Origin of the sequence: Pseudomonas sp. B13(2017) (assembly GCF_002113245.1) — a bacterium.
GTDB classification, from domain to species: Bacteria; Pseudomonadota; Gammaproteobacteria; order Pseudomonadales; family Pseudomonadaceae; genus Aquipseudomonas; species Aquipseudomonas putida_Z.
Window position 1 is genome coordinate 147,303 of record NZ_NEJX01000004.1, and the last position, 21,015, is coordinate 168,317.

Here is a 21,015-nt window from a genome sequence, read left to right on the forward strand (position 1 = left end):
GTTCCCCTATGCCGACCACTCCAGTCAGCCAACCTCCTACGCAAAAACGTCCGGGACTGATCTTCGGCACGCTTGAGCTTTGCCTGCGGCTCCTCGGATTGCTGTTCGCTTCGCTGATCTTCTCCATCTTGCTGGAGTTCGTGGGCATGCTGTGGTTCTGGCCCGAGCAGGGCTGGCATCACAGCCATGCCATGTGGGTGAGGGAGCTGGGATGGCTCAGCGATCACTTCAAAAACTCGCTGCTCGTGGAGGAACCTGCGCAAGCCACCGCTAAAGTCATTCAGCACCTGAACGAATGGGTCGTGGTCCGCTCCGGCTGGGCGCAATCTGACACCCATTTGAAGCTCCTGAATCATGAAGTGTCGGTGCAAAGCCAGTTTGCTCAAGCCTATGTCGTGCTGCAGGAGTACTTATTGGCCGCCCTATTCACCGTATTCACCTTCGTCGTGCGCCTCGCCGTCCTCACCCTAGCCACACCACTATTCCTGCTCGCCGTCATCACCGGCGCTGTCGATGGGTTGATGCGCCGCGACCTTCGCAAATTCAGCGCCGATCGCGAGAGCAGCTATATCTACCACCGAGCAAAGCGGACATTGTTGCCATTGATGGTAAGCCCTTGGGTGATCTACCTCTCCCTTCCCACCTCTGTGAATCCCAATTGGGTACTATTGCCATGCGCTGCGTTGCTTGGGTGGATGGTGGCAATCACCGCTACAACCTTCAAAAAATACCTTTGACTGTCCGCTATCGACCCAGGCTGTGTGAAAACACGCGAAATGCTTTGAAGGGCGCGAGGATCTAGAGAGGCTTGCCAAACTGGCAAGAAATTGCGCGGTTTAGCTCAAAACGCCGTGCTGGGGGCATGTGACGATGTGAGCCGTTCTTGAGGTCTTTTGGGCATGCATACCGGCGCCTCAGTAGGACAGTTCACGCCTTGATCGCCTCCAGCAGCCCCTTGATTCCCAAGATACTCATCATTCGCTTGAGGTTGTAAGCGAGCACATGCAGGCTCATTTCAGTACTGACTCGTGGCAGGGTCCTGGTCAGGAAGTGGGTAGCCCCCATCCAGTACTTGAACGTTCCGAACGGATGCTCAACGGTTTGGCGGCGCACCTTCATTTTCCCAGGATCGTGCTCCAGTTGAACCTGCATCGAGTCGAGGACCGCTTCATGTTCCCAGCGTTTCAACCGCCGCTCTTTGCCCGTCGTACATTGCTGGTGCATCGTGCAGGACTGGCAGCCCGAGAACCAATAAACATGCATCAGCATCCTGTCTTCCCATGTTGAGTAACGCTTGGTCAGGACCTGCCCCGCAGGGCATCGAAACTCATCTGATGTCGAGACGTACAGGAAATCTTGCTTGCCAAATCGACCTTCGGCTTTGCTGCTAGAGGTCAGTGGCTTCGGTACGAAGGGCGAGATTCCAGCTTGCTCGCATGCAACGATTTCCGTACCTGTGTAATAGCCCCTGTCAGCAACGACCGTCAGCGATTCAGCACCGATTTGGTCGCGCGCTTGCTTCGCTATGTTGCTCAATTGTCCGCGATCATGACCGACATTCGTCACTTCATGCGCGACGATCAGATGGTGCTGGTCGTCAACGGCAGTTTGTACGTTATAGCCAACGGTCCCACTGCCCCCAACTGACATCGAGCGGGCATCGGGATCTGTGAGAGAGATTTGTTTGTCTGGGCTTTGGAGTAGCTGCGCTTCGATGTCTTTGAGCTTCTGCATCTGTTGCTTCAGCGTATCGATCTTCTCTTTCAGTCGCTCGGCCTTGGCTACGGCCACCTCCGGCATTGCCCGGTCTGCCGAATCCATCGCTGTCAGATAGCGCTCAATGCTCTGCTCGATTTGCTGCATGCGAGCCTTCACTTTGGCCTGGGTGAAGTTACGGTCGCGATTGTTCACTGCTTTGAACTTACTGCCGTCGATGGCAACGATCGACTCAGAGAAAAGATTGAGGTTACGACAGAGCATCACGAACTGACGGCAGACGCTACGAATGGCTTTACCGTTGTCCTTACGAAAGTCGGCAATGGTTTTGAAATCTGGAGCCAGACGCCCAGTGAGCCACATCAACTCGACATTGCGTTCAGCTTCACGCTCAAGCCGGCGGCTGGACTGAATGCGGTTTAGGTAGCCGTAGATGTAGATCTTCAGCAGGACCGCTGGATGGTAGGCAGGGCGACTAGTTGCTGCCGAATCGACGCCTGCGAAACCGAGCGCGCCCAGGTCGAGTTCATCGACGAAGACATCGACCACTCGCACTGGGTTTTCATCGCTGATGTAGTCGTCTAGGCACTCCGGCAGCAATGTGACCTGCGTCCGAGCCTCACCTTCGATGAACCGCTTCATGATTTCCCCCGCCACGATCACGACGGTCAGAAGGTTAGACAACCGTGGGCGTTTTCACACAGCCTGGACCCATAGCTGCCATTCGCGAAGGGCGGCTATGAGCCAGAAGCGGACGCACCTAGCTGTTTGTACGGATGGAGCCCTAGAACACCAAGGCCTATTCACTCACCAATTGAATGACCGTTTTGCCCTTGCTGCGACCTCCTGCGACCTGGCGAAATGCCTCGTTGACCTCTGTCAGCGCAAAGTGCTGCTGATCGACTCGAATGGTCAGCTGCCCGGAATTGGCCAGCAAAGCCGCCTCGCGCAGGATGTCCCCATGGTGGTCGCGCCCTGTGCCGGTGAGCAACGGCGTCAGGGTGAACACGCCCGAATAGGTGGCGCTTTTGAACGATAGCGGCGCGAGGCTGTGCTGGCCCCAGCCGAGGCAACTCAGTACGTGTCCGGTATAGGGCTTCACGGCCTGGAAGGACGCATCCAGCGTGCTGCCACCCACGGTGTCATAAACGATGTCGAACCCCTCGCCGGCCGTGTACTGCTCGACATAGGCCTCCACGCTTTGCGTCTGGTAGTCGATTGCCGTGGCGCCCAGCGAGCGAATGAAGTCGAGATTCGCCGCCGAACCGGTGGCGTAGACTTCGGCAGCGCGCGCCTTGGCCAGTTGCACCGCGACTTGGCCGACCCCTCCCGCACCGCCATGGATCAGCACCCGCTGGCCGGCATGGACATTGGCGCGATCCACCAAGCCTTCCCAGGCGGTGATGAAGACCAAAGGCAAAGCGGCGGCCTCACGCATGTTGAGCACATGTGGCTTTGCCGCGATCAATCGGGCATCCACGGCGATGTACTCGGCCATGGTGCCTTGCGCTCCGCCAATCCCGCCGGCCATGCCGAAGACCTCCTGGCCGGGCGTGAAGCCCTCGACCGCCTCGCCCAACTCGACGACCGTGCCGGCCAGGTCCAGACCGAGCACCGCCGGCAGTGCCTGGCGGGCGTGTGTTCCCGCGCCAGTGGCGATCTTGGTATCGAGTGGGTTGACCCCCGCGGCGTGAACCTTGACCAAGACCTGCCCCTTACCGGGAACAGGGCGAGCCATGTGGCGGACGGCCAGCGGGGACTGGGCGGATTCGGCGATAGCGGCAAGCATGGTCTGATTCATGACGGGCACCTCTGAATGAGTGGACGCTTACATATTGCTCCGTCTTATCCATTCTGATAAGAAACAAAATTTGCATATCACTCATTCCTTAAAGAGGCCTAATGTCGATGGATCTGTTCGACAGCATGCGCATCTTCGTGCGCGTCGTGGAGCGTGGCTCGTTCTCGGCGGTCGGCGCGAACTGAACATCGGGCAGCCTGCGGTGAGCAAGCAGATCCGTGCGCTGGAGCAGTATCTGGGTGGGGCCGTGTTCACCCGCAGCACCCGGCTTTTGGCCTTGACCGACCAGGGGCAAGGCTTTTACAGGCACTGCCAGGACATTCTCGGCCAGCTCGACAGCGCCACCCGCAGCTTCGCCAGCGGCCAGGAGCAAATTGCCGGTCCCCTGCGAATCGCCGCACCGGTCACCTACGGAAGGTTGTGCATAGCGCCGCTGCTTGGGGCCTTTCTGCAGCGCCATCCCGATGTGCGGATCGACTTGCGCCTGAGCGATCACAACGAGGATCTGCTCAAGGAAAACATCGACCTGGCGATCCGCATCGGGGTAGTGAAGAGCGAGGGGCTGGTGGCCGTTTCTCTGGGCTCCAGCACGCGGCGGGTCTATGCCGCGCCCACCTATCTGGATCGCCACGGCCTGCCAGGCAAGCCCGCCGACCTGGCAAACCACAACTGCATCGCCTTCACCCTGCTAGAGCATTACGATCGCTGGCACTTCACCCACGGTGCGCAAGGGCTCGATGTCACCATCAAGGGCAACGTCACCAGCAACAGCAGCGAAGCCATACGTGAGATGGTCCTGGCCGGCCTGGGCGTTTCCCTCTCTCCGGAATGGCTGTTCGCAGCAGACGTCCAGCAGGGCAACGTGCGCAGCGTGCTCGACGATTATCAGACCACCGCGCTGCCAGTCAGCGCCGTGTTCAGTCGCGAGCGACGACGCTCGGCTCGGACGATGGCGTTCGTCGATTTTCTCCGGGAGCATTTGTAGCTGCTCCCAAGCGGGGCGCAGGTCCGCGCGCATTGGCGTGACGGGCAGACCTGTCAGGTATCATGCCGTGTTCTGCTGCAGCCATTCCCTCGGGCTTGCGCCCACCTTGCGACGAAAGGTGCGGGCCAGCGCAGACGGACTTTCGTAGCCCACCTCATCGGCGATCAGGGCTATGGGGCGGCCTTCGCGCAGACGCTTCTGCGTCAGGCTGATTCGCCAGTTGGCCAGGTAATCCGCAGGGGTGGCGCCCACGGTCTCGCGAAAGTGCGCAGCAAAGCTCGCGCGTGACATACCGGCACGATCCGCCAACTCCGCCACGGACCAGTTTTGCTGGGGCTCGTTGTGGATAGCAACCAGCGCACGGGACAGCTGGGCGTTGGCCAGCCCGGCCATCATCCCCGAGGCGATGCTGCGGCTGGCAAGCAGATGACGAAGCAGCTGAATCATCATCAGCTCGAACAGGCGATTGAGGATCACATCCCGCCCGCACTCGTCGCCGAAGGCCTCTTCGAACAGCCAGTCGAGGGTGCTTTCAAGGCCCTGCAACTCGCGCAGCGGCTTGATGATGAAGTCCGGCAACGCCAGGGTCAGCGGATTGTTGGCACCGCCATCGAATTGCAAGGTGGCACACACCAACTCGGCTTCATCGGCTTCGCTCGCCGACAACTGATGCTCCTGCGGGCGTACGGCCAGAATCAGGCTGGGTTCAGTCAATTCAATCAGCTGGCCGCGCTTGCCCCTCAAGGCCAGGCGCCCCGAACGCAGCAGATGGGCGTGGCCGACGCTGTGCTGCCCATAAAGGCTGGTTGTTCCGCAAAGCCCACCCTGGTGAAAGGTGGAAGCGTGCAAGTTGAAATGCTGGAGCAGCGTCGATAGTCGGTCCATAGCTCGCTCAGATTTAGACGATCTGTTGCATATGTTCGACGATCCGAACTCGAAAGGAAAGGTAGCCCTCCTAGTATGGACGCCAAGCTTGATCGACAAGCCGGTTAATCAACCTACTGGAGAACTACCATGACTCGTATTGCCGCTCTCTCGCTGGAGCAAGCCCCTGCTGGCGCGCGCGCTGCCCTCGAAGGCATTCAAAAAGGTCTCGGCTTCATTCCCAATGCATTCAGGACCCTGGCCCACTCCCCGGCCGCACTCAACGGTTACCTGGGCCTCGCACAGGCCCTGGGTAAAAGCTCACTGAGCGCCGCCGAACGCGAGGTTGTGGCCCTGGCGACCTCGGAAATCAACGGTTGCGATTACTGCCTGGCCGCACACACCTTCTTTGGCGCCAAGGCGGGCTTGAGCGATGAAGCCATCAGCCAAGCCCGTAGCGGCACCCTCAGCGCGGTCGCAGCGCTGGCACAGCAGATCACCGCAAGCCGCGGCCAATTGAGTGACGAGCAGGTCGCTGCAGCGCGCGAGGCCGGCCTTGACGATAGCAAGATCGTGGAGGTGGTGGCGCAAGTCGCACTGCTGACCCTGACCAACTACCTGAACAACATCGCTACGACCGATATCGACTTCCCGCCGTCGGCACACTGAGGTAAACCGCCATGAGCCAAGTGACTATCTATACCACCCATCACTGCCCTTACTGCGTAAGTGCCAAGCGACTGCTGTCGAACAAGGGGATTAATCCTCTCGAAATCAATATTGAAGAGTCGCCGCAACACCTCGCGGAAATGCTGCAGCGAGCCCGGCGCCGTAGCGTACCGCAGATATTCGTAGGGGATGTGCATGTCGGCGGTTTTGACGACCTGGCCTGCCTTGACCACCAGGGCAGGCTCGATGCGCTGCTTCACGCCTGATCTCATACCGTGACCCAATAGTGGATCTGATACTAAAACTGTCGCTGCCAGCTTCGTTATCGACGAACACACATCGTTTTCGCTCACGTCGGTTGTGTATCAGGGATAGATATGGCGAATGGTGCGAAAACCTACATGCGAGGTCGCTAAATCAGCTTCCTGGCGTTCCCGTGCCGCCGTGCGATAGCGTGCACAGTAGTTGTCCGCGCACAGATAAGAACCACCTTTGATGATCCTGGAGGCTGATCGACCTGTGATTGCACGCAACTGGCCGGGATCGCCATTGGCATGCCCCATCAAAGGCCCCCACTGCGTGTCGGTGGTCCACTCCCAAACATTGCCAATCATGTCGAACAGACCAAAGGCGTTGGGGGCGAAACAACCGACCGGGGCCAGACCGGTGTAACCGTCTTCGCCAATATCCATCAGCGGAAATATGCCCTGCCAATAGTTGGCAGCCGGCTTACCGTGGGCATCTAACGGTAGCTCGCCCAACGGTTGCGAGGGGGAACCTGCACGCGCGGCATACTCCCATTCAGCCTCACTGGGCAACTGATTGCCGCGCCAGTCTGCATAGGCCTGGGCGTCAGCCAGTGTCACCAAGGTGACGGGCCGCCCATCGAGGGCGGCAGATGGAGCATCGGGACCATCGGGATGGCGCCAGTCAGCCCCTTTGACCAGCTTCCACCAGTTAAGTGGGCTGGTATCTTCAGTCCCCTCCTGTGACGGCCTGAACACGGCGGCAACGCCCGCTCGCTCGGCCTCGGTGACATAGCCAGTAGCGGCCACGAAGGCACCGAACTGTGCGCGGGTCACCTCGCTCCGATCAATCCAGAAGTCTCCCACATCCACCGCTCCCAAGGGGCGTTCATCCGTGTACCCCGCTTCGGTGCCGGGCGTGAAACGCCCCCCGCTAATACGGACCATGCCGGCCAGTGGATCGCTTCCCCAGCTGTTGGGCAAGCCGTCATAAGCCTCGCACGAGCTGCGACTACCCAGCGCCGGCACGGGACGTGGCCATAAGACGGCAACCGCCAATAAAACGCCAGCCAGGATAAAACTGCTGACCAACCAGCGCTTCATGGCTTGCCGGCTTGCGGTGGCGCGACCACGCCTACCTGGCGTGCATAGACTTGCCAGGCCAGCTTGAGACGTTCCATGGTCTGCGGCTGGCTATCCGACAAGTCGTGTTGCTCGCCACGATCGCGGGAGAGATCGAAAAGTTGCCAACGTAGAGGCTGCGGCGCCTCCCCCGGCTTCGCCCACGGGACCAGGCCCAACAACTTCAAGTTACCTTCGCGGTAGTAGCGGCTGCCGAACAATTCGCCCGCCATGACTCCGTCATCACGTGCTTTGCCCTGTAGCATCGGCAGCATCGAGCGACCCGTGATGGGATGCTTGGCCTGGCCTCTATAGGTATCGCCTGGATCAGGCAACGACGCCAGGGCGAGGAAGGTCGGCGCTAGATCATCGACGCGTGCCATGCTGCGCTCCAGACCTTGACGCCGCAGGCTGGCGGGAAGCTGGACGATGGCCGGAACGCTGATGCCGCCCTCGGCGGTGGTGCCCTTGAACAAGCGCATCGGTGCAGCGCTGACCTCGGCCCAACGTAGACCATAGTCGATCTGCGAACCGCGCCGCCCCAGGTTTTCCAGGCTATTGTCGGTATCTGTGCCGGCCGGATAGAACAGCTCATGGCGCTCCCCAGCGGCGCCGTTGTCAGACATGAAGACGATCAAGGTATTGTCAAGCTGTCCGCTCTTACGCAGGTAGTCGAGCAACCGTCCGATGTTGTGATCAAGGTTGTCCACCATGGCAGCGTAGATCTCCATCTTGCGTACCTCGACCTGCCGCTGCTGCGTACTCAGCTGTTGCCAACCAGGTAATAGCGGGGTCACTGGCAGAGGCGCCGCTGCCTGGAAATCAGCAGGCAACAATCCCTTCTCTTTCATCCGCTCTACACGCGCCATCCGCACTTCGTCGTAGCCGCCGTCATAGCGACCACGGTATTTGTCGAGGTAGGCCTCAGGCGCCTGCAGGGGCCAATGCGGTGAGGTATAGGCGGCATAAGCAAAGAATGGCTTGTCGCTGCCCTCACCAGTCTTGAGGTAGTCGATCAGCTTATCGGTATAGAAATCGGTGGAATAGAAATCCTCCGGCAGTTCCACCGGCTGGCCGTTCTCGCGGTAGGTAATCTGCTCAATCTTCGCTGTGGATCCAGGGGTGGGTTTAAAGTGCACGCCACCGCCCTCTAGCAACGTGAACGACTGCTCGAAGCCACGTCGATCTGGCCCTTGTTCGGGCTGCAGGCCCAAGTGCCATTTGCCCACCATGCTGGTGCGGTAACCACCATCACGCAGCAGCTCGGCGATGGAGTGTGCCTGTTGGTTGAGGTAGCCCTCGTAGCCCGGCTTGCCTCGCTGGAACGGCTGGATAGCCTCGGCCATGGTGCCCAGACCTGCTAAATGGTTGTCCGTTCCGGACATCAGCATGGCTCGGGTCGGGGAGCAGGTCGGCGCCGCATACATGCTGGTCAGTTGCAGGCCATTGGCGGCCAGCCGATCAAGATTAGGCGTTTTGATCTCGCCACCAAATGCCCCCAGATCGGAGTAACCGAGATCGTCTGCGACGATCAGCAGAATATTGGGACGTTCGGCGGCCACGACGCTGGCACTTGCCAGGCAAATCGCGACGGTAAGCAAGGCAGAAAGGCGCACAGAAACTCCTTTTTATTCTTCAAAGATAGCCACAGCGCGCACGAAGCCCGCCGAGGCATGCCTGATCTTGTAAGGGAAACAGGAAACCTGGAAGCCGTTGGCCGGCAAACTCTGCAAGTTGGCGAGTTTTTCCATCTGCCCGTAGCCGATCTCTCGCCCGGCCTTGTGACCCTCCCAGATCAGCGAAGCATCACCCGTTTCTTCGAAACGCTGACGCGTGTATTTAAACGGAGCGTCCCAGCTCCAGGCATCGGTTCCGACCACACGCACCCCGCGCTCCAGCAGATACAGGGTGGCTTCGCGCCCCATGCCTACACCAGCTTCCAAGTAGCCTGGCTGACCAAATAGACTGCCAGCACGCGTGTTGACCAGCACGATGTCCAACGGTTGAAGATCATGCCCGATGCGCGCCAGCTCCGCCTCCACCTGGGCTGCGCTCACCACATGGCCATCGGAAAGATGACGGAAGTCCAGTTTGACGCCTGGCTGCAAGCACCACTCCAGCGGCAGCTCATCGATACCGAATGCGGGCTGGCCGCCATCTGTGGTCGACGCGTAATGCCAAGGCGCATCCATGTGCGTGCCGCTGTGAGTGGTAATGTCCAGCCGCTCGGCGGCCCAGGACTCATCGCCCGGCATTTGGTCCTTGCGTAAGCCAGGGAACATCGCCGCCATCTCTGGCCAGCCCTGCTGGTGGTCCATGTAATCGATCTTGGGCAGCAAGGGCGGCGGATCGGTGTAGGGGTTGTTGTCGAGTGTGACTGACAGATCTACCAGGCGACGCTTCTTCTGGTTCATGATGAAATTCCTGCAAGAGTAGGGACGAAACGACGCGCTCGAGGCGTCGAGGGCAGATTGAGGGCGTTGCGCAGCAGAGCGGCCACGGAGCCGTCGTGGTGGAACCCCATGGCCTTGGCCTGTGGTGTACGCAGCGGTGGATAACAGCCAAACAGTGCCTCCAGTTCAGGCTCCGGAGCGAAGCTGAGCAGAGTGCGTTGCTGCTCGCCGAAGCAGGTTGACAGCGCATCAAGCACTTGCTCGATTGATAGCTGTAGCACTGGCAACTGGACTACCCGATTTGTTAGTTCACCTTGCAGCTCAGCGGCGTGCACCAAGTTGTCCACACAGCAACGAACCGACATCCACCAGGCAGTGGCCTGCGCCGACACTGGGCACACGTAGGGCTCTCCCGCCGCAAAGGCCTGCAACAGGTCGCTCATGAAGGCTGACTTGAGCCCACGTGACTGGCGCGGACGGGCCACGATACCGGGCAAGCGCAACGCGATCCCATCTACCTCGCCACGTCGAGCCAGGTCGACGAGCTGGGTTTCCACGATGAGTTTGTGACTGGCGTAGGACAACTGCGGCAAGCAGATGGACGCCTCGTCCATGCGCAGCGCAAGATCGCTGCCGTACACCGCGATGCTGCTGGCGTAAACCATGCGTGGCGGGCGGACTGCATTACGCAACTGATGCAGCAATTCCAGGCTGGCTTTCAGGTTCACTTCATAGCCCAGCTCGTAATTTGCCTCGGCAGCGCCGCCCGGCACGCTGACCAGGTGAAACACGACATCGATACCGTCAGCGAGCGCGCGGCGCATCAAGGCGGCATCGGTCACACTGCCGCAGTATCGGCGGATGCGCTTGTCTTCGGGAAAGCCATCCAGTGATCGATCCAGCAGCAGCAAAGCCTCCACAGGCTGGCCACGCAGCACACCATCTGCCAGCAAACGCAGGACGAGCTCGCGCCCGACGAACCCGTTAGCACCAGTAATCATCACTCGCATGGGGTTGCCTCTTGCACCACGCGCTGGTCCAAGGCGCCGAACAATGGGCTGCCGTCTGCACAGCGTGCCTCCATGCGGATGCGATCACCGAAACGCATGAAACCCGTGCGTGGCGCACCCTGCTCGATCATCTCGATGGCCCGACGCTCGGAAATGCAGGCCGAGCCGACGCTGCGGTCACGGTTAGAGACCGTACCGGAACCGATTAGCGTGCCGGCACTCAGACGGCGAGTCAGCGCCGCATGGGCAATTAACTGGTCAAAGCCGAAGTGCATGGCACCGCCGTGCGGATGCCCAAACCACTTACCGTTCCACTCGACCTGCAACGGTAGGTGCACGCGCGCATCGCACCAGCTCGCACCCAGTTCGTCGGGAGTCACCGCCACCGGAGCAAAGCTGGACGACGACTTGGCTTGGACGAAGCCAAAGCCAGTGCGCATCTCACGCGGCGCCAGTGCGCGCAGGCTGACGTCATTAACCTGCAGTAACAGTCTGATGTGCTGGCGCGCCTGCTCGGCCGTGCAACCCATCGGTACCGCGTCGACCAGAACGGCGAACTCGCCCTCGAAGTCGATACCATGGGCCTCGCTGGGCAGAGAGATGTCCTGACGCGGACCGAGGAAGTCATCGCCAGCACCTTGGTACATCAGCGGCGTGTGCGCTACCCCCTCGATAGGATCGAGGTTGAACGCTCGTTGCATCAGCTCGCTGTGACTGAGAAAGCACGACCCGTCCAGCCATTGCCAGGCGCGCGGCAACGGTGCCATCACTCGCCCAGGGTCGAAGTCGAACGCGTCCTGCGCTTCGCCGCGGTTGAGTGCGTCATAGCGACATTGCAGCGCGTGTTCCACACTCGACCAATGGTCGATAGCGGCCTGCAGAGTCGGCGCGAGATCGGCGGCACTCACAGCGCGCGTCAAATCGCGGGAGACCAACAGCAGACGGCCATCACGAGTGCCGTCTTTCAACGTTGCCAATTTCATTCGACCAGCCCCCTTAATTCATCGGCATAGCGGCCATCGAGCAGGATGAAGACCATGCGCGCCATCTGCTCGGTACGGTTACTCCACGCATGATTGGTACCGCGCTGCACCACGATGTCGCCGCGCTTGAGGTGAACATCCTCACCGTCGAGCACCAGCCAGACCTCGCCTTCGGTGACAATGCCGTAGTCCAAGGTCTCGGTGCGGTGCATGAGCTTATGCTTGGAGTCGGGTTTGCCGGTGCCGGCCTGCGCTTGACCGATCTCGGCGAACGCGGCGGCAGCCTCCTCGGCGCTAACCTGGTTCTGCAGGCTGTCCGGTGGAATGTCGACCACCCGGATGACACTGCCTGATGCAGCGGGACAGAGCTGCAAAGGTTTATTCGTGGGATCGTCAGAATTGTCCAAAGGTACTGGGCTGTCGTGGCTGCTCCATACCTCGTAGAACACCGTGCCGGGCACGGCCTTAAGCGGAAAGTTATTGGGCGTTTCACCCGCCATGGCGACTACAGCGCGGCCGTTGCCGTCATGGCCTGTGACGATGCGCCGAAATGCAGGAAGTGTTTGCATACGAAGACTCCTAAGCCGTGAACTCACAGCACCTGACAAACTTGCTCGAAGGGCAGTCGCGGCCCAGCCGGGCGCAAGCCCTCTGCATCGCCATAACCCAGGCTGCAAAGGAAGTTGCTGCGCCAGCGTCCGTCCGGGAAGAAGGTGGCGTCTACCCGGTCCGCATCGAAGCCGGACATCGGCCCGCAATCCAGGCCCAGTGCCCGGGCGGCAAGCATCAGGTAGGCGCCCTGCAAGCTGCTGTTTCGAAGGCCCGCGACAAAGATCGCCTGGGGGTCGTCGCGAAAAACAGCAGCGGCGTCATAGATCGGAAACAGCTCGGGTAGGTGCTCGAAGAAGCGACTGTCCCAGGCGACGATGACCGTCACAGGTGCCTGCAGCACCTTCTCACCGTTGTGCCCCTTGAGCGCCGGCAGCAGCTTATGCCTGGCCTCACGGCTGGACAGGAACACAAAACGCGCCGGGCAACAGTTGTTACTGGTCGGGCCCTGTCGCACAAGCTGGTAGAGCTGATGTAGCAGCTCGGTAGGCACCGGGCGATCTTGCCATCGGTTATGCGAGCGGGCCGTCAAAAACAGTTTGTCGAGCGTCGCGGAATTCGGCAGATGTGTCATGGACAACCTCTAATAGATCAGGCAAGCGCGGGGGCCGGTTCGGCCAAGGCGCGGAATACGCGGTGCAGAACGAGGCAGACCAGCGCCAGCGCGAACTGCGCAATGGCGATCCAGGCCAGCACCGTCGGCAAGGCGGCAAGCTGGCCGCCTGTGAAGGCAACCACCACCAATGGGCTGATGAATTCACCGGCGAACAGCGCCGCGGTAAAGCCACCAGCCGCGCGGCCACGCTGGGCAAAGCTAACCTTGCTCATCACCCAAGTGATTAGGGTCGGCAACATCAGGCCAACTCCTAGACCATTGATCAGCACGGCGACGATTACCCATCCATGGCTACCCGCCTTCGCCATCAGCAAGCCACCCAGCCCGGCGGTGGCGAATGCCAGCAGCAACACGTTCTGCCGGCGCAGCCCTGTCAGCAGCCGGAAAAGCAGAGCGCCGATCAGCACCCCAAGCTGGTTCGCGCCCATGGTCATGCCAATCTGCTGGGGCGAGTCCACATGCAGGAGGGTGAGCAAATAGCCCGCCTGCACCGGAACGATGAACAGGCTGATGCCGGCCAGGGTGGTCAAGGCGTAAAGCGGCAACAGCGCATTCCATGGAAAGCTCTCTGGCGCTGCATGATGTGGGCGTGGTTCCAAGTGGCTAGGCTCCCAGAGACACCGCGCCATAACGGGCAGTAGCAGCAATCCGACGGCATAGAGCATGAAAGGTACGCGCCAATCGTTCTGCCCCAAGGCCCCGCCCAAGGCGATGAACACCGCTGCCGAAAGCGAGGTGGCGACCATCTGTAACGCGAACAGCCGTTCACGTCGTGAGCCCTGGTAGTAATCGCCCATCAGTGCGGTACAGCAGGTCATGATTCCGGCCTCCGCCAAGCCAAGTCCGGCCCGGCTGGCGACGATCGCCGGCAGCGACTCCAGCCACAAAGGCAACAGACCGCAAAGCGTGTACAGCATGAGCGAACCAAGCAGCAGGGGTTTTCGCCCCAGACGGTCAGCAATCATTCCGGCAAAAGGCGCCAGCAATGCGATCAATAGCGCCGGAATGGTCAACGCGATGGGCGTCAGAATCGCGACGCTCGGCGTGTCGGCGAAATGCTCCTGCATACGCGGCAGGATCGGAGCGATCAATACCGCACCCAATACCGGCAGACAGCTACCGAACAGCAGCAGCGCGGATTGCGCGCCCCCCGCTTGGCGATCAGTGCTCATGGCTCACCTCATGCGGCAGGATGCCCCAGAACGTGGCGCCGTAAATGATGAGCCCCTCATGGAGGCTATTGAGCAGCAAGGTCAGTCGTTTCATTGGCGATGCCTATTGTTGTTTTGGAAAGTCGAGTTCAGCCATGGGCTACGCGCGGCGCAGGCGCGACAGCATCTGCAGGTTGGGCATGTACTTCATGATTGGCCGCATGCTCGACCAACCAGGCATTGCGCTTGCCGACAGGAAGAAGGAAATAGGCCAGGGCCGGGAGCAACAGCAGCGCACCGACCATGTTCCAGACGAACATGAACGCCAGAAGAATGCCCATGTCGGCCTGGAACTTGATCGGAGAGAAAGCCCATGTACCCACACCAATGGCCAGGGTGACGCCGGTCAGCATGACCACCTTGCCGGTAGAGAGCAGCGCACGGTAATAGGCCTGCGAAAGGCTTGTCCCCTTGCGCAGATGGCCGAGCATGATGCTCATGACATACAGCGCGTAGTCCACGCCGATGCCCACGCCCAAGGCGATGACCGGCAGCGTGGCGACCTTCACACCAATCCCTAGCCAGACCATCAGCGCCTCGCAAAGGATCGAGGTGAGCATCAGCGGGATCACCGCGCACAGTGTGGCGCGCCAGGAGCGGAAGGTGATCAGGCACAGCAGAATCACCGCACCGTAGACCCAGAACAGCATCTCTCGGTTGGCCTGTTTCACGACAATATTGGTGGCCGCTTCGATACCCGCGTTGCCAGCCGCGAGCATGAACTGCACTTCTTCAGTGTCGTTGGCAGCAGCAAAGGCTTCGACATGATCCACCAGGCGAGTCAGCGTCTCGGCCTTGTGGTCGGTGAGGTAAACATACAGGGTCAGCAGGTTGCACGCCTCGTTGTAAAGCCCTCGAGGTGCGCTGGCGGTGATCATGTTCAGCGTCGCCTGGTTGTTTTGCAGCTCGTACCACTTCGGACTGCCTTCGGACAGGCCGACCAGCATGCGACGGTTGAGCAACGCCAGCGAATTGGTCGAATCCACGCCTTGCAGGCTGCGCAACTGCCAGTCCAACTGGTCGACCTTGCGCAGGATGTCGTACCGCGCACAGGCGCCCGCCGGTGTATGGACCATCACCGCGAACAAGTCGCTACTGGCGCCGTAGTGCCGGGTGAGAAAAGCATCGTCCTGGTTATAGCGCGAATCGGCTCGCAGTTCCGGGGCACCTGGGTCCAGATCGCCAACGCTCAGGTGCAGGCTGACCATGAAGCCCAGCACCGCCAATGCAAGGCTCACTGCCACGCACACGCCGGCCCAAGGACGGCGGGTGAACAGATCGAGAAAGCGCCAGAAGGCGTGCCGTGCCTGGCCACACTGCTCGGCTCGCTCGCTCTTGAGGCTGAGTTGCGCGGCCTTCGGGCTCACCCCAACATAGGAGAGCAGCACCGGCAAGAGGATCAGGTTGGTGAAGATCAGCACTGCGACGCCCAAGCTGGCGATGATGGCGAGATCCTGAATCACCTGGATCTTGATGATCATCAGCACAGCGAAGCCCACGGCATCGCACAGCAGCGCAGTAAGACCGGCCAGGAACAGTCGTCGGAACGTGAAACGTGCCGCCACCAAGCGATGCATGCCCCGCCCGATGTCCTGCATGATGCCGTTCATCTTCTGCGCACCATGGCTCATTCCAATCGCGAACACCAGGAACGGCACCAACACCGAGTACGGATCCAGCTCATACCCCAGCAAGGGCAGCAGGCCAAGCTGCCAGACCACCGCCACCAGTGAGCAGATGACCACCAGCAGTGTGCTTCGTAAGCAGCGGGTATAGCTGTAGAGCACAACCGTGGTGATCAGGATCGCGGCGGCGAAGAACAGCAGAATTTGCTCCAGACCGGCAATCAAGTCGCCGACCTTCTTGGCGAACCCGGTCACGTGAATAGCAGTGCTGTCGCTCTGAAAGCGGCTGCGCAGTTCCTCGATTTGGGCGGATAGTTGCGCATAGTTCAGCGGCTGACCGTCGGCAGTGGTCGCCAACAGAGGGACGTAGATAATGCTGGAGCGCTGATCGAACGATACCAACTGGCCAATCTCGTTGGACAGTTGCACGTTGCGTCGCAGTTCTGCCAGCGAGTCAGGGCCGCCGTCGTATTGGTCAGGAATCACCGGCCCCCCGTCCAGGCCCTCCTCGGTCACCGATACCCAGCGTGTGGCGGGAGTCCACAACGACTTCATGAACGCACGGTCAACGCCGGGAAGCAGGTAGATCTGATCGCTCAGCGCCTGCAGGGTCTTCATGTAGTCGGCGTCGTAGATATCGCCTTTTTTATTGACGACAGCAATACGCAGCGCGTTGCCGAGACCAGACAACTCCTTCTGGTTCTCCAGATAGTTGACGATGTAGGGGTGCCCGGTGGGAATCATTTTTTCGAAGCTAGCGTTGAGCTCAAGGCGGCTCGATTGCCAGCCCAGCAGCAGCGTGCTCACCAGGCAGACCAGCAGCACCCAGTGCCGGTGATTGAACAAGGCTCGCTCAATCAACGAACCGGAACGCGGGTCGAAGGCTTGCTGGCTGGCAGACGTATTGAAAGTCATGAAATCACTCCGAAACCTTCGCAGCAGATGAAGACAGCTGAGACAGACCGGTCAGCCCAGCAGCGACCAGGCTGCCGTCCGCGGCCTGGGCCAGCCCGGTAAGAGGCCGCCCTTGGGGTGGGATCAGCTGCTGCAGACGGTGGCTGGTAGCCCCCAGAACGAACACGGCACCCACTTGATTGGCCAGCAGCACACGGCCATCTTTAAGGCGCGTGCCATCGCTGAATGAAACCGGCATGGGCACTGCCAGCGGTTCAATTACCTTGCCAGCGCTGCGGATGAGGAAGGCATTGCCTTTCAGTCCGCCTAGCAACAGCGAACCGTCTTGTCGCGGTACCAGCGTAAAAAACGTGCCCTCATAGGGGCTGGGCAGTTGCTCGAAGTGCCGACCATCATCGCTGGAGCGGGCCAGGAAACCCTGCTCACCGGCCAGGTACCAGTCACTGCCTTGTTGAGCCACCGCATACAGATGCAAGCCTGTCGGGTTGTCGATTTGGCCGGCCACCGACTGCCAAGTCCTTCCACCATCGACAGTACGCAGTGCCATACCATAGGCGCCGACGACCAGGCCGTGTTGTTGATCGGTAAAGTGCAGGTTCAGGAACGGCTTGTCCGCCCCCTCATCCATCAGCCGCTGCGCCATCTCGACACGCGCCTGAGCCGAGTCGACATCCGCCGTGACGCCCAGCGCCTGCTGGGCCGCAACCAATTCCAGCTCAGCAGCATGCTGCCCTTCGAGCTGCACCCGCCAGTTTTCACCGCCATCCTCACTAAACAACACCACACCGGAGTGGCCTACTGCCCAGCCATGTTGTGCATCAACGAACTGCACTGCCGTCAAGCCTACGGAAACCGGCACGCTGGCCTGACGCCAAATCAGGCCATTGTCATCCGACAACAGGATCAACCCCCGCTCGCCCACGGCAACCAGTCGGTCCTCTGCACACACGACACTGCTGAAAACAGCATGCGCTGCATTCGATATCTGCATCGCAGGGCTTTGCAACACGCCAGCCACAGCCAGCGGCTGTGCTTGCGTGGCTAATGAAAAGGGCAAGGCAAGGGTCAAAAGAAGGCCACTTGTCCATCTCGATCTGCTCATCATTCACCTCGAACTGCTTCGAACTGGGAGGGCTCATGGGCCCTCCCGATCAGGCTCTAGCGCACGCCTCGGCCGGCCATGGCTGCTGGCGAAAACTCGGAGGACTTATAGCGATCGACGATCGCGTACTGCTGTGCTTTGCCCGCATAGAGGTTCTGGATGAACCAGGTGTTGGAGGTCAGGTCGTAGAAACCAGAGGACAGTTGCGCCACTGCGGGGATGTCCGGCATGACAGCCGGCAGCGACCAGAGACTCTTGGACAGTCGGCCGTTGGCATCCCAACGATCACCCAGAATGGCCTGCCAAGTGTCCTCGTCGAGGTAGTAACGCCCTTTCGGCAATTGATGGCGCTTGCCAGGGGCAAGCTCAGCTTCCACGACCCATACGCGGTGCAACTCCCAGCGTACGTAGTCCGGGTTCATATGGTGCTTGCCCAATACATCTTCTGGGTTGTTCGCGGTTTGCACTTTGTTGGTGTTGTAGGGGATGTACATTTCCTGCTTACCGACCAGCTTCCAATTGAAGCGGTCCATGCGCCCCTGAAACACATTCAACTCATCGAAGGACATGACGCCGGCGGTAGCCGGAGTCGGCGTGTCGCAGCAGGCGTTGGGCAGCTTGCGCACACGTCTCTGACCCGCCAGATAGACGTGCGCCTGACTCTTGTCGCCGTTCAGATTCGTGCGCCCCATGATTTGCTCGCCCGCACGCAGGGCTGGACCAACGTTGGTCAACCGGAACAACCAGTAATCGCCATCGAACTTATCAGCCGAACCCTCTTGGTAGTAATAGGGCATCTCTTGGATGGCTTTGCCGTCCGTAGTCATGACGGGTGTACCCTCGGCAGTCACCAGGTAATGCCGGAAATCCATGGCCAGCGGCGTACCACGCCAGTTCAGGAGGTGATTCCACATCGCCTCGCTGCCGTTTTTCGGCACTGGGAACGGAATACCGCCATAGGCACCTTCTGGGATCAGGCCCGCACTGCTCTCGACCAGCTTGGTGTTACGCGCATTCTTCGCGGTGTTGTCGTACACCCACTGCGGTGCGGCGGCAGTACGGTGGGTCGGGTAGATATCCAGACGATAGGTGTCTGGGTAGCGCTTGAGCATCTCCTTGGTACCGTCGCTAATCTTGCCTTCGTACTGGGCCATGTTCTTCGCGGTAATACTGAACAGCGGCTTTTCCGAGGCAAATGGATCGCTACGTTTGCCACCGGGTTTGAAGGAGGGATCGACCGTGGTCATGCCTCCTGTCCAGGCAGGGATACTGCCATTGGCGTTGCCGGATGCTTCAGCGCCAAATGGTGTCAGGCTTTTGCCAAGATCGTCGGCGGTAGCAGCGATCACTGGCTGCAAGCTCAGGGCCATCGCTCCTGCGAGCGTCAGGCAAAACGTCTTGAGTGCAAACTGAATAGCCATGTGCGCGATCCTCAGAATGTGGTTTTCACGGAGAAGGCCAAGTAATCGCGATCTTTCAACGACTGCTTGTAATTGAACTGGCTGGCCGAGTTCAGATTGGTGTCCTCGGGGCCGTAGTAGTGTGTGTAAGTCAGCCCGAGGGTGACGCGGTCGAGGTAGGTGGCACTCACGCCAATGTTGAAGTCCCCGCCCTTGTCTGGGCCAAAAGAGCCGACTACAGCGGATTTACCCATTGGGAAGTAGCTGACACCGATTGGCACACTGAGATCGATGCCAGGCATGACCTGGCGATACGTAGGGGTGTACACCAGCTTCATGCCAACCGCGTCGTCAGTAGCATTGGGGTCCAGCGCACTGCGGTTCTCGGTAACTTTGAGCAGACGGTTCCAGGCGACCTCGGCGACCAGTCCAGACTCTTGGGCAATAAAATTCGGCCCGAACGACGCGATCATGTTGAGGTTGACATGTGCGGTTCGGCCGATGGCGTACAGGGCATCATCGTTATTGTCCGCGTCCACGCCGGGAAGGACCGTCTGGCCATTGGAAACGAGTGGCATGTTCCAGCGCATGGAGGCTTCACCCGCGAAGCTATATTCACCCATCGTGGTGATAAAACTGGCTCCCAGCGCCCGGATATCTTCTGGGTAAACCCAGTAATACTCGCCGATCTTTCCGGTACTGAACTCGGGGCTGGCACTGGGTTTCAGGTAGAGCTTGGGCGACTTGTCGTGATATTGGATGGCATACAGGCCGTATTCGACCGTATCGTCAGTGATGCGTAACTGCACCCCCCCCTGTCCGGAGCTCCTGGCCTTCTTGTCTTTACCGTGAAAAAACGCTGCTGGGCTGTTCGGATTACCACCGAGGAATGCTGGAAACGGATCACCCACGATCAAGCGTTCATTGCCCTCTCCGATAGTGTCACTCACGGAGAAGTAGCTACCCGCTCCTGGCAAGCGTGTCTCTTCCCACTCGAACTGATAGAAGGCGCCGAGGGAAAGATCATCTGTAAGTTGATAGGTCGTGGAGATCTGGCTGACTGGACGCGTGATTTCCTTAAACTGCGTGTTAGGCACGGAAACCGCCTTTACCACATCAACGGGCGCCATGCCGCCAGCAATGCCGTTAGCTCCAAAGAACAGACTCTCGCCCCACACCAGGCCATGGCGGCCCAAGCGCACCGACAGGGCTCTGTCGGCAAGCTCGCCGTTCCAATATGCGAAAGCGTCGAGTAGTTCGGAGTCCCCACCATGCAGGTGGCGTGTATCGTCGGTGAACTCGTCATAGGCAACCGAGCGGGCGTTGGCACGGGCAGGATCATTGTTGTCGCTGTCTTTCTGGTACTCGGTGTCGTACCAACCGGCTGCACTGACACGGGCACCGAAGTCGCGAAAGCCCATGTCCAGTTCGCTGAGGATATCCAGGCGATTGGAGATTAGGCCTTTACCGAAAGCACGATCACCATCATCCTGATTGCGCGCGACCTGTCCCTCAGAAAGCTTGCTGCTGCGGTCCTGCATACGCCAGGCGGCGCTGTACTTTATGGTGTTATCCCAGCGCAGACTGAAATCAGGGTTTCCAGTATCAATCTGGAATGCAAACGCCTGGTTAGTACATGCCAATAGTGCTGCGGCAAGAGTCAGGCGTTCGGCAGCCAGCTTTCGCCAAGGTGCAACGAGCTCTCGATTTGCCATCGATATATGCCTCTTTTTTGTTCTTATGAGCGTT

At 59.8% G+C, this 21,015-nt stretch carries 18 protein-coding genes and 1 pseudogene; 4 read left to right on the forward strand and 15 right to left on the reverse strand.

Going from position 1 to position 21,015, the window contains the following annotated elements; all coding sequences use genetic code 11:
- Positions 1-8: 8 nt before the first annotated feature.
- The gene (locus tag CAG44_RS07830; RefSeq protein ID WP_085663807.1) at positions 9-737 is read left to right on the forward strand and encodes a TIGR03747 family integrating conjugative element membrane protein; all 729 of its coding nucleotides are present in this window, start codon (positions 9-11) and stop codon (positions 735-737) included.
- A 190-nt stretch (positions 738-927) separates the two neighbouring features.
- Here the strand turns inward: CAG44_RS07830 and CAG44_RS07835 are convergent, their stop codons facing one another.
- Both CAG44_RS07835 and CAG44_RS07840 read right to left on the reverse strand, forming a co-directional pair.
- Positions 928-2,358, reverse strand: a complete 1,431-nt coding sequence (locus CAG44_RS07835) for an IS1182 family transposase (protein ID WP_085663918.1) — start codon at positions 2,356-2,358, stop codon at positions 928-930.
- 157 nt (positions 2,359-2,515) lie between these two features.
- Positions 2,516-3,517 (reverse strand): zinc-dependent alcohol dehydrogenase family protein, encoded by a 1,002-nt coding sequence (locus CAG44_RS07840; protein ID WP_085663808.1) that lies wholly within the window; start codon positions 3,515-3,517, stop codon positions 2,516-2,518.
- Between the two features lie 107 nt (positions 3,518-3,624).
- On the opposite strand from CAG44_RS07840, the pseudogene CAG44_RS07845 reads away from it, so the two are divergent.
- Positions 3,625-4,502, forward strand: a pseudogene (locus tag CAG44_RS07845) (LysR family transcriptional regulator).
- 60 nt (positions 4,503-4,562) lie between these two features.
- On the opposite strand, the gene CAG44_RS07850 reads toward CAG44_RS07845, so the two are convergent.
- Complete coding sequence (locus CAG44_RS07850; protein ID WP_085663809.1) at positions 4,563-5,387, reverse strand: AraC family transcriptional regulator; 825 nt, start codon at positions 5,385-5,387, stop codon at positions 4,563-4,565.
- Between the two features lie 129 nt (positions 5,388-5,516).
- Between CAG44_RS07850 and CAG44_RS07855 the strand changes: the two genes are divergently transcribed.
- Together CAG44_RS07855 and grxC are read left to right on the forward strand one after the other, a co-directional pair.
- Entirely contained in the window at positions 5,517-6,035 is a 519-nt protein-coding gene (locus CAG44_RS07855; protein ID WP_085663810.1) for a carboxymuconolactone decarboxylase family protein, read from the forward strand.
- Positions 6,036-6,046: 11 nt separating this feature from the next.
- Positions 6,047-6,301, forward strand: a complete 255-nt coding sequence (gene grxC / locus CAG44_RS07860; protein WP_085663811.1) for a glutaredoxin 3 — start codon at positions 6,047-6,049, stop codon at positions 6,299-6,301.
- A gap of 99 nt (positions 6,302-6,400) precedes the next feature.
- Here grxC and CAG44_RS07865 read toward each other — a convergent pair whose 3' ends face one another.
- From CAG44_RS07865 to CAG44_RS07920, 12 genes are all read right to left on the reverse strand, one after another.
- Complete coding sequence (locus CAG44_RS07865) at positions 6,401-7,384, reverse strand: formylglycine-generating enzyme family protein (protein ID WP_085663812.1); 984 nt, start codon at positions 7,382-7,384, stop codon at positions 6,401-6,403.
- Positions 7,381-9,018, reverse strand: coding sequence for an arylsulfatase (locus CAG44_RS07870; protein ID WP_085663813.1), 1,638 nt, complete (start codon positions 9,016-9,018; stop codon positions 7,381-7,383). The genes CAG44_RS07865 and CAG44_RS07870 overlap by 4 nt, the downstream gene beginning before the upstream one ends.
- A gap of 12 nt (positions 9,019-9,030) precedes the next feature.
- Entirely contained in the window at positions 9,031-9,816 is a 786-nt protein-coding gene (locus CAG44_RS07875) for a cyclase family protein (RefSeq protein WP_085663814.1), read from the reverse strand.
- Entirely contained in the window at positions 9,813-10,805 is a 993-nt protein-coding gene (locus CAG44_RS07880; protein WP_085663815.1) for an NAD-dependent epimerase/dehydratase family protein, read from the reverse strand. The genes CAG44_RS07875 and CAG44_RS07880 overlap by 4 nt, the downstream gene beginning before the upstream one ends.
- Complete coding sequence (locus CAG44_RS07885; RefSeq protein WP_085663816.1) at positions 10,796-11,788, reverse strand: fumarylacetoacetate hydrolase family protein; 993 nt, start codon at positions 11,786-11,788, stop codon at positions 10,796-10,798. The genes CAG44_RS07880 and CAG44_RS07885 overlap by 10 nt, the downstream gene beginning before the upstream one ends.
- Complete coding sequence (locus CAG44_RS07890) at positions 11,785-12,357, reverse strand: cupin domain-containing protein (RefSeq protein ID WP_085663817.1); 573 nt, start codon at positions 12,355-12,357, stop codon at positions 11,785-11,787. Before CAG44_RS07890 ends, CAG44_RS07885 begins: the two co-directional genes overlap by 4 nt.
- A 23-nt stretch (positions 12,358-12,380) precedes the next feature.
- Entirely contained in the window at positions 12,381-12,971 is a 591-nt protein-coding gene (locus CAG44_RS07895; RefSeq protein WP_085663818.1) for a malonic semialdehyde reductase, read from the reverse strand.
- A gap of 17 nt (positions 12,972-12,988) precedes the next feature.
- Positions 12,989-14,185, reverse strand: coding sequence for an MFS transporter (locus CAG44_RS07900; protein ID WP_085663819.1), 1,197 nt, complete (start codon positions 14,183-14,185; stop codon positions 12,989-12,991).
- A 128-nt stretch (positions 14,186-14,313) separates the two neighbouring features.
- A complete protein-coding gene (locus CAG44_RS07905) occupies positions 14,314-16,764 on the reverse strand; it encodes an RND family transporter (protein WP_085663820.1) in 2,451 nt (816 codons plus the stop codon).
- A gap of 4 nt (positions 16,765-16,768) precedes the next feature.
- On the reverse strand, positions 16,769-17,866 hold the full coding sequence (locus CAG44_RS07910) for a YCF48-related protein (RefSeq protein WP_085663821.1): 1,098 nt from the start codon (positions 17,864-17,866) through the stop codon (positions 16,769-16,771).
- A gap of 56 nt (positions 17,867-17,922) precedes the next feature.
- Positions 17,923-19,287: a DUF1329 domain-containing protein gene (locus tag CAG44_RS07915; RefSeq protein ID WP_085663822.1), complete on the reverse strand. Its 1,365-nt coding sequence runs from the start codon at positions 19,285-19,287 to the stop codon at positions 17,923-17,925.
- An 11-nt stretch (positions 19,288-19,298) separates the two neighbouring features.
- Positions 19,299-20,981, reverse strand: coding sequence for a DUF1302 domain-containing protein (locus tag CAG44_RS07920; RefSeq protein WP_085663823.1), 1,683 nt, complete (start codon positions 20,979-20,981; stop codon positions 19,299-19,301).
- Between the last annotated feature and the right edge of the window lie 34 nt (positions 20,982-21,015).

What these genes read in the sequence shown, in the direction of transcription:
- CAG44_RS07830 (WP_085663807.1), top strand. Translation starts at nt 9, where the DNA reads ATGCCGACCACTCCAGTCAGCCAACCTCCTACGCAAAAACGTCCGGGA.
- CAG44_RS07835 (WP_085663918.1), bottom strand. Translation starts at nt 2,358, where the DNA reads ATGAAGCGGTTCATCGAAGGTGAGGCTCGGACGCAGGTCACATTGCTG.
- CAG44_RS07840 (WP_085663808.1), bottom strand. Translation starts at nt 3,517, where the DNA reads ATGAATCAGACCATGCTTGCCGCTATCGCCGAATCCGCCCAGTCCCCG.
- CAG44_RS07850 (WP_085663809.1), bottom strand. Translation starts at nt 5,387, where the DNA reads ATGGACCGACTATCGACGCTGCTCCAGCATTTCAACTTGCACGCTTCC.
- CAG44_RS07855 (WP_085663810.1), top strand. Translation starts at nt 5,517, where the DNA reads ATGACTCGTATTGCCGCTCTCTCGCTGGAGCAAGCCCCTGCTGGCGCG.
- grxC (WP_085663811.1), top strand. Translation starts at nt 6,047, where the DNA reads ATGAGCCAAGTGACTATCTATACCACCCATCACTGCCCTTACTGCGTA.
- CAG44_RS07865 (WP_085663812.1), bottom strand. Translation starts at nt 7,384, where the DNA reads ATGAAGCGCTGGTTGGTCAGCAGTTTTATCCTGGCTGGCGTTTTATTG.
- CAG44_RS07875 (WP_085663814.1), bottom strand. Translation starts at nt 9,816, where the DNA reads ATGAACCAGAAGAAGCGTCGCCTGGTAGATCTGTCAGTCACACTCGAC.
- CAG44_RS07880 (WP_085663815.1), bottom strand. Translation starts at nt 10,805, where the DNA reads ATGCGAGTGATGATTACTGGTGCTAACGGGTTCGTCGGGCGCGAGCTC.
- CAG44_RS07885 (WP_085663816.1), bottom strand. Translation starts at nt 11,788, where the DNA reads ATGAAATTGGCAACGTTGAAAGACGGCACTCGTGATGGCCGTCTGCTG.
- CAG44_RS07890 (WP_085663817.1), bottom strand. Translation starts at nt 12,357, where the DNA reads ATGCAAACACTTCCTGCATTTCGGCGCATCGTCACAGGCCATGACGGC.
- CAG44_RS07895 (WP_085663818.1), bottom strand. Translation starts at nt 12,971, where the DNA reads ATGACACATCTGCCGAATTCCGCGACGCTCGACAAACTGTTTTTGACG.
- CAG44_RS07900 (WP_085663819.1), bottom strand. Translation starts at nt 14,185, where the DNA reads ATGAGCACTGATCGCCAAGCGGGGGGCGCGCAATCCGCGCTGCTGCTG.
- CAG44_RS07905 (WP_085663820.1), bottom strand. Translation starts at nt 16,764, where the DNA reads ATGACTTTCAATACGTCTGCCAGCCAGCAAGCCTTCGACCCGCGTTCC.
- CAG44_RS07910 (WP_085663821.1), bottom strand. Translation starts at nt 17,866, where the DNA reads ATGAGCAGATCGAGATGGACAAGTGGCCTTCTTTTGACCCTTGCCTTG.
- CAG44_RS07915 (WP_085663822.1), bottom strand. Translation starts at nt 19,287, where the DNA reads ATGGCTATTCAGTTTGCACTCAAGACGTTTTGCCTGACGCTCGCAGGA.
- CAG44_RS07920 (WP_085663823.1), bottom strand. Translation starts at nt 20,981, where the DNA reads ATGGCAAATCGAGAGCTCGTTGCACCTTGGCGAAAGCTGGCTGCCGAA.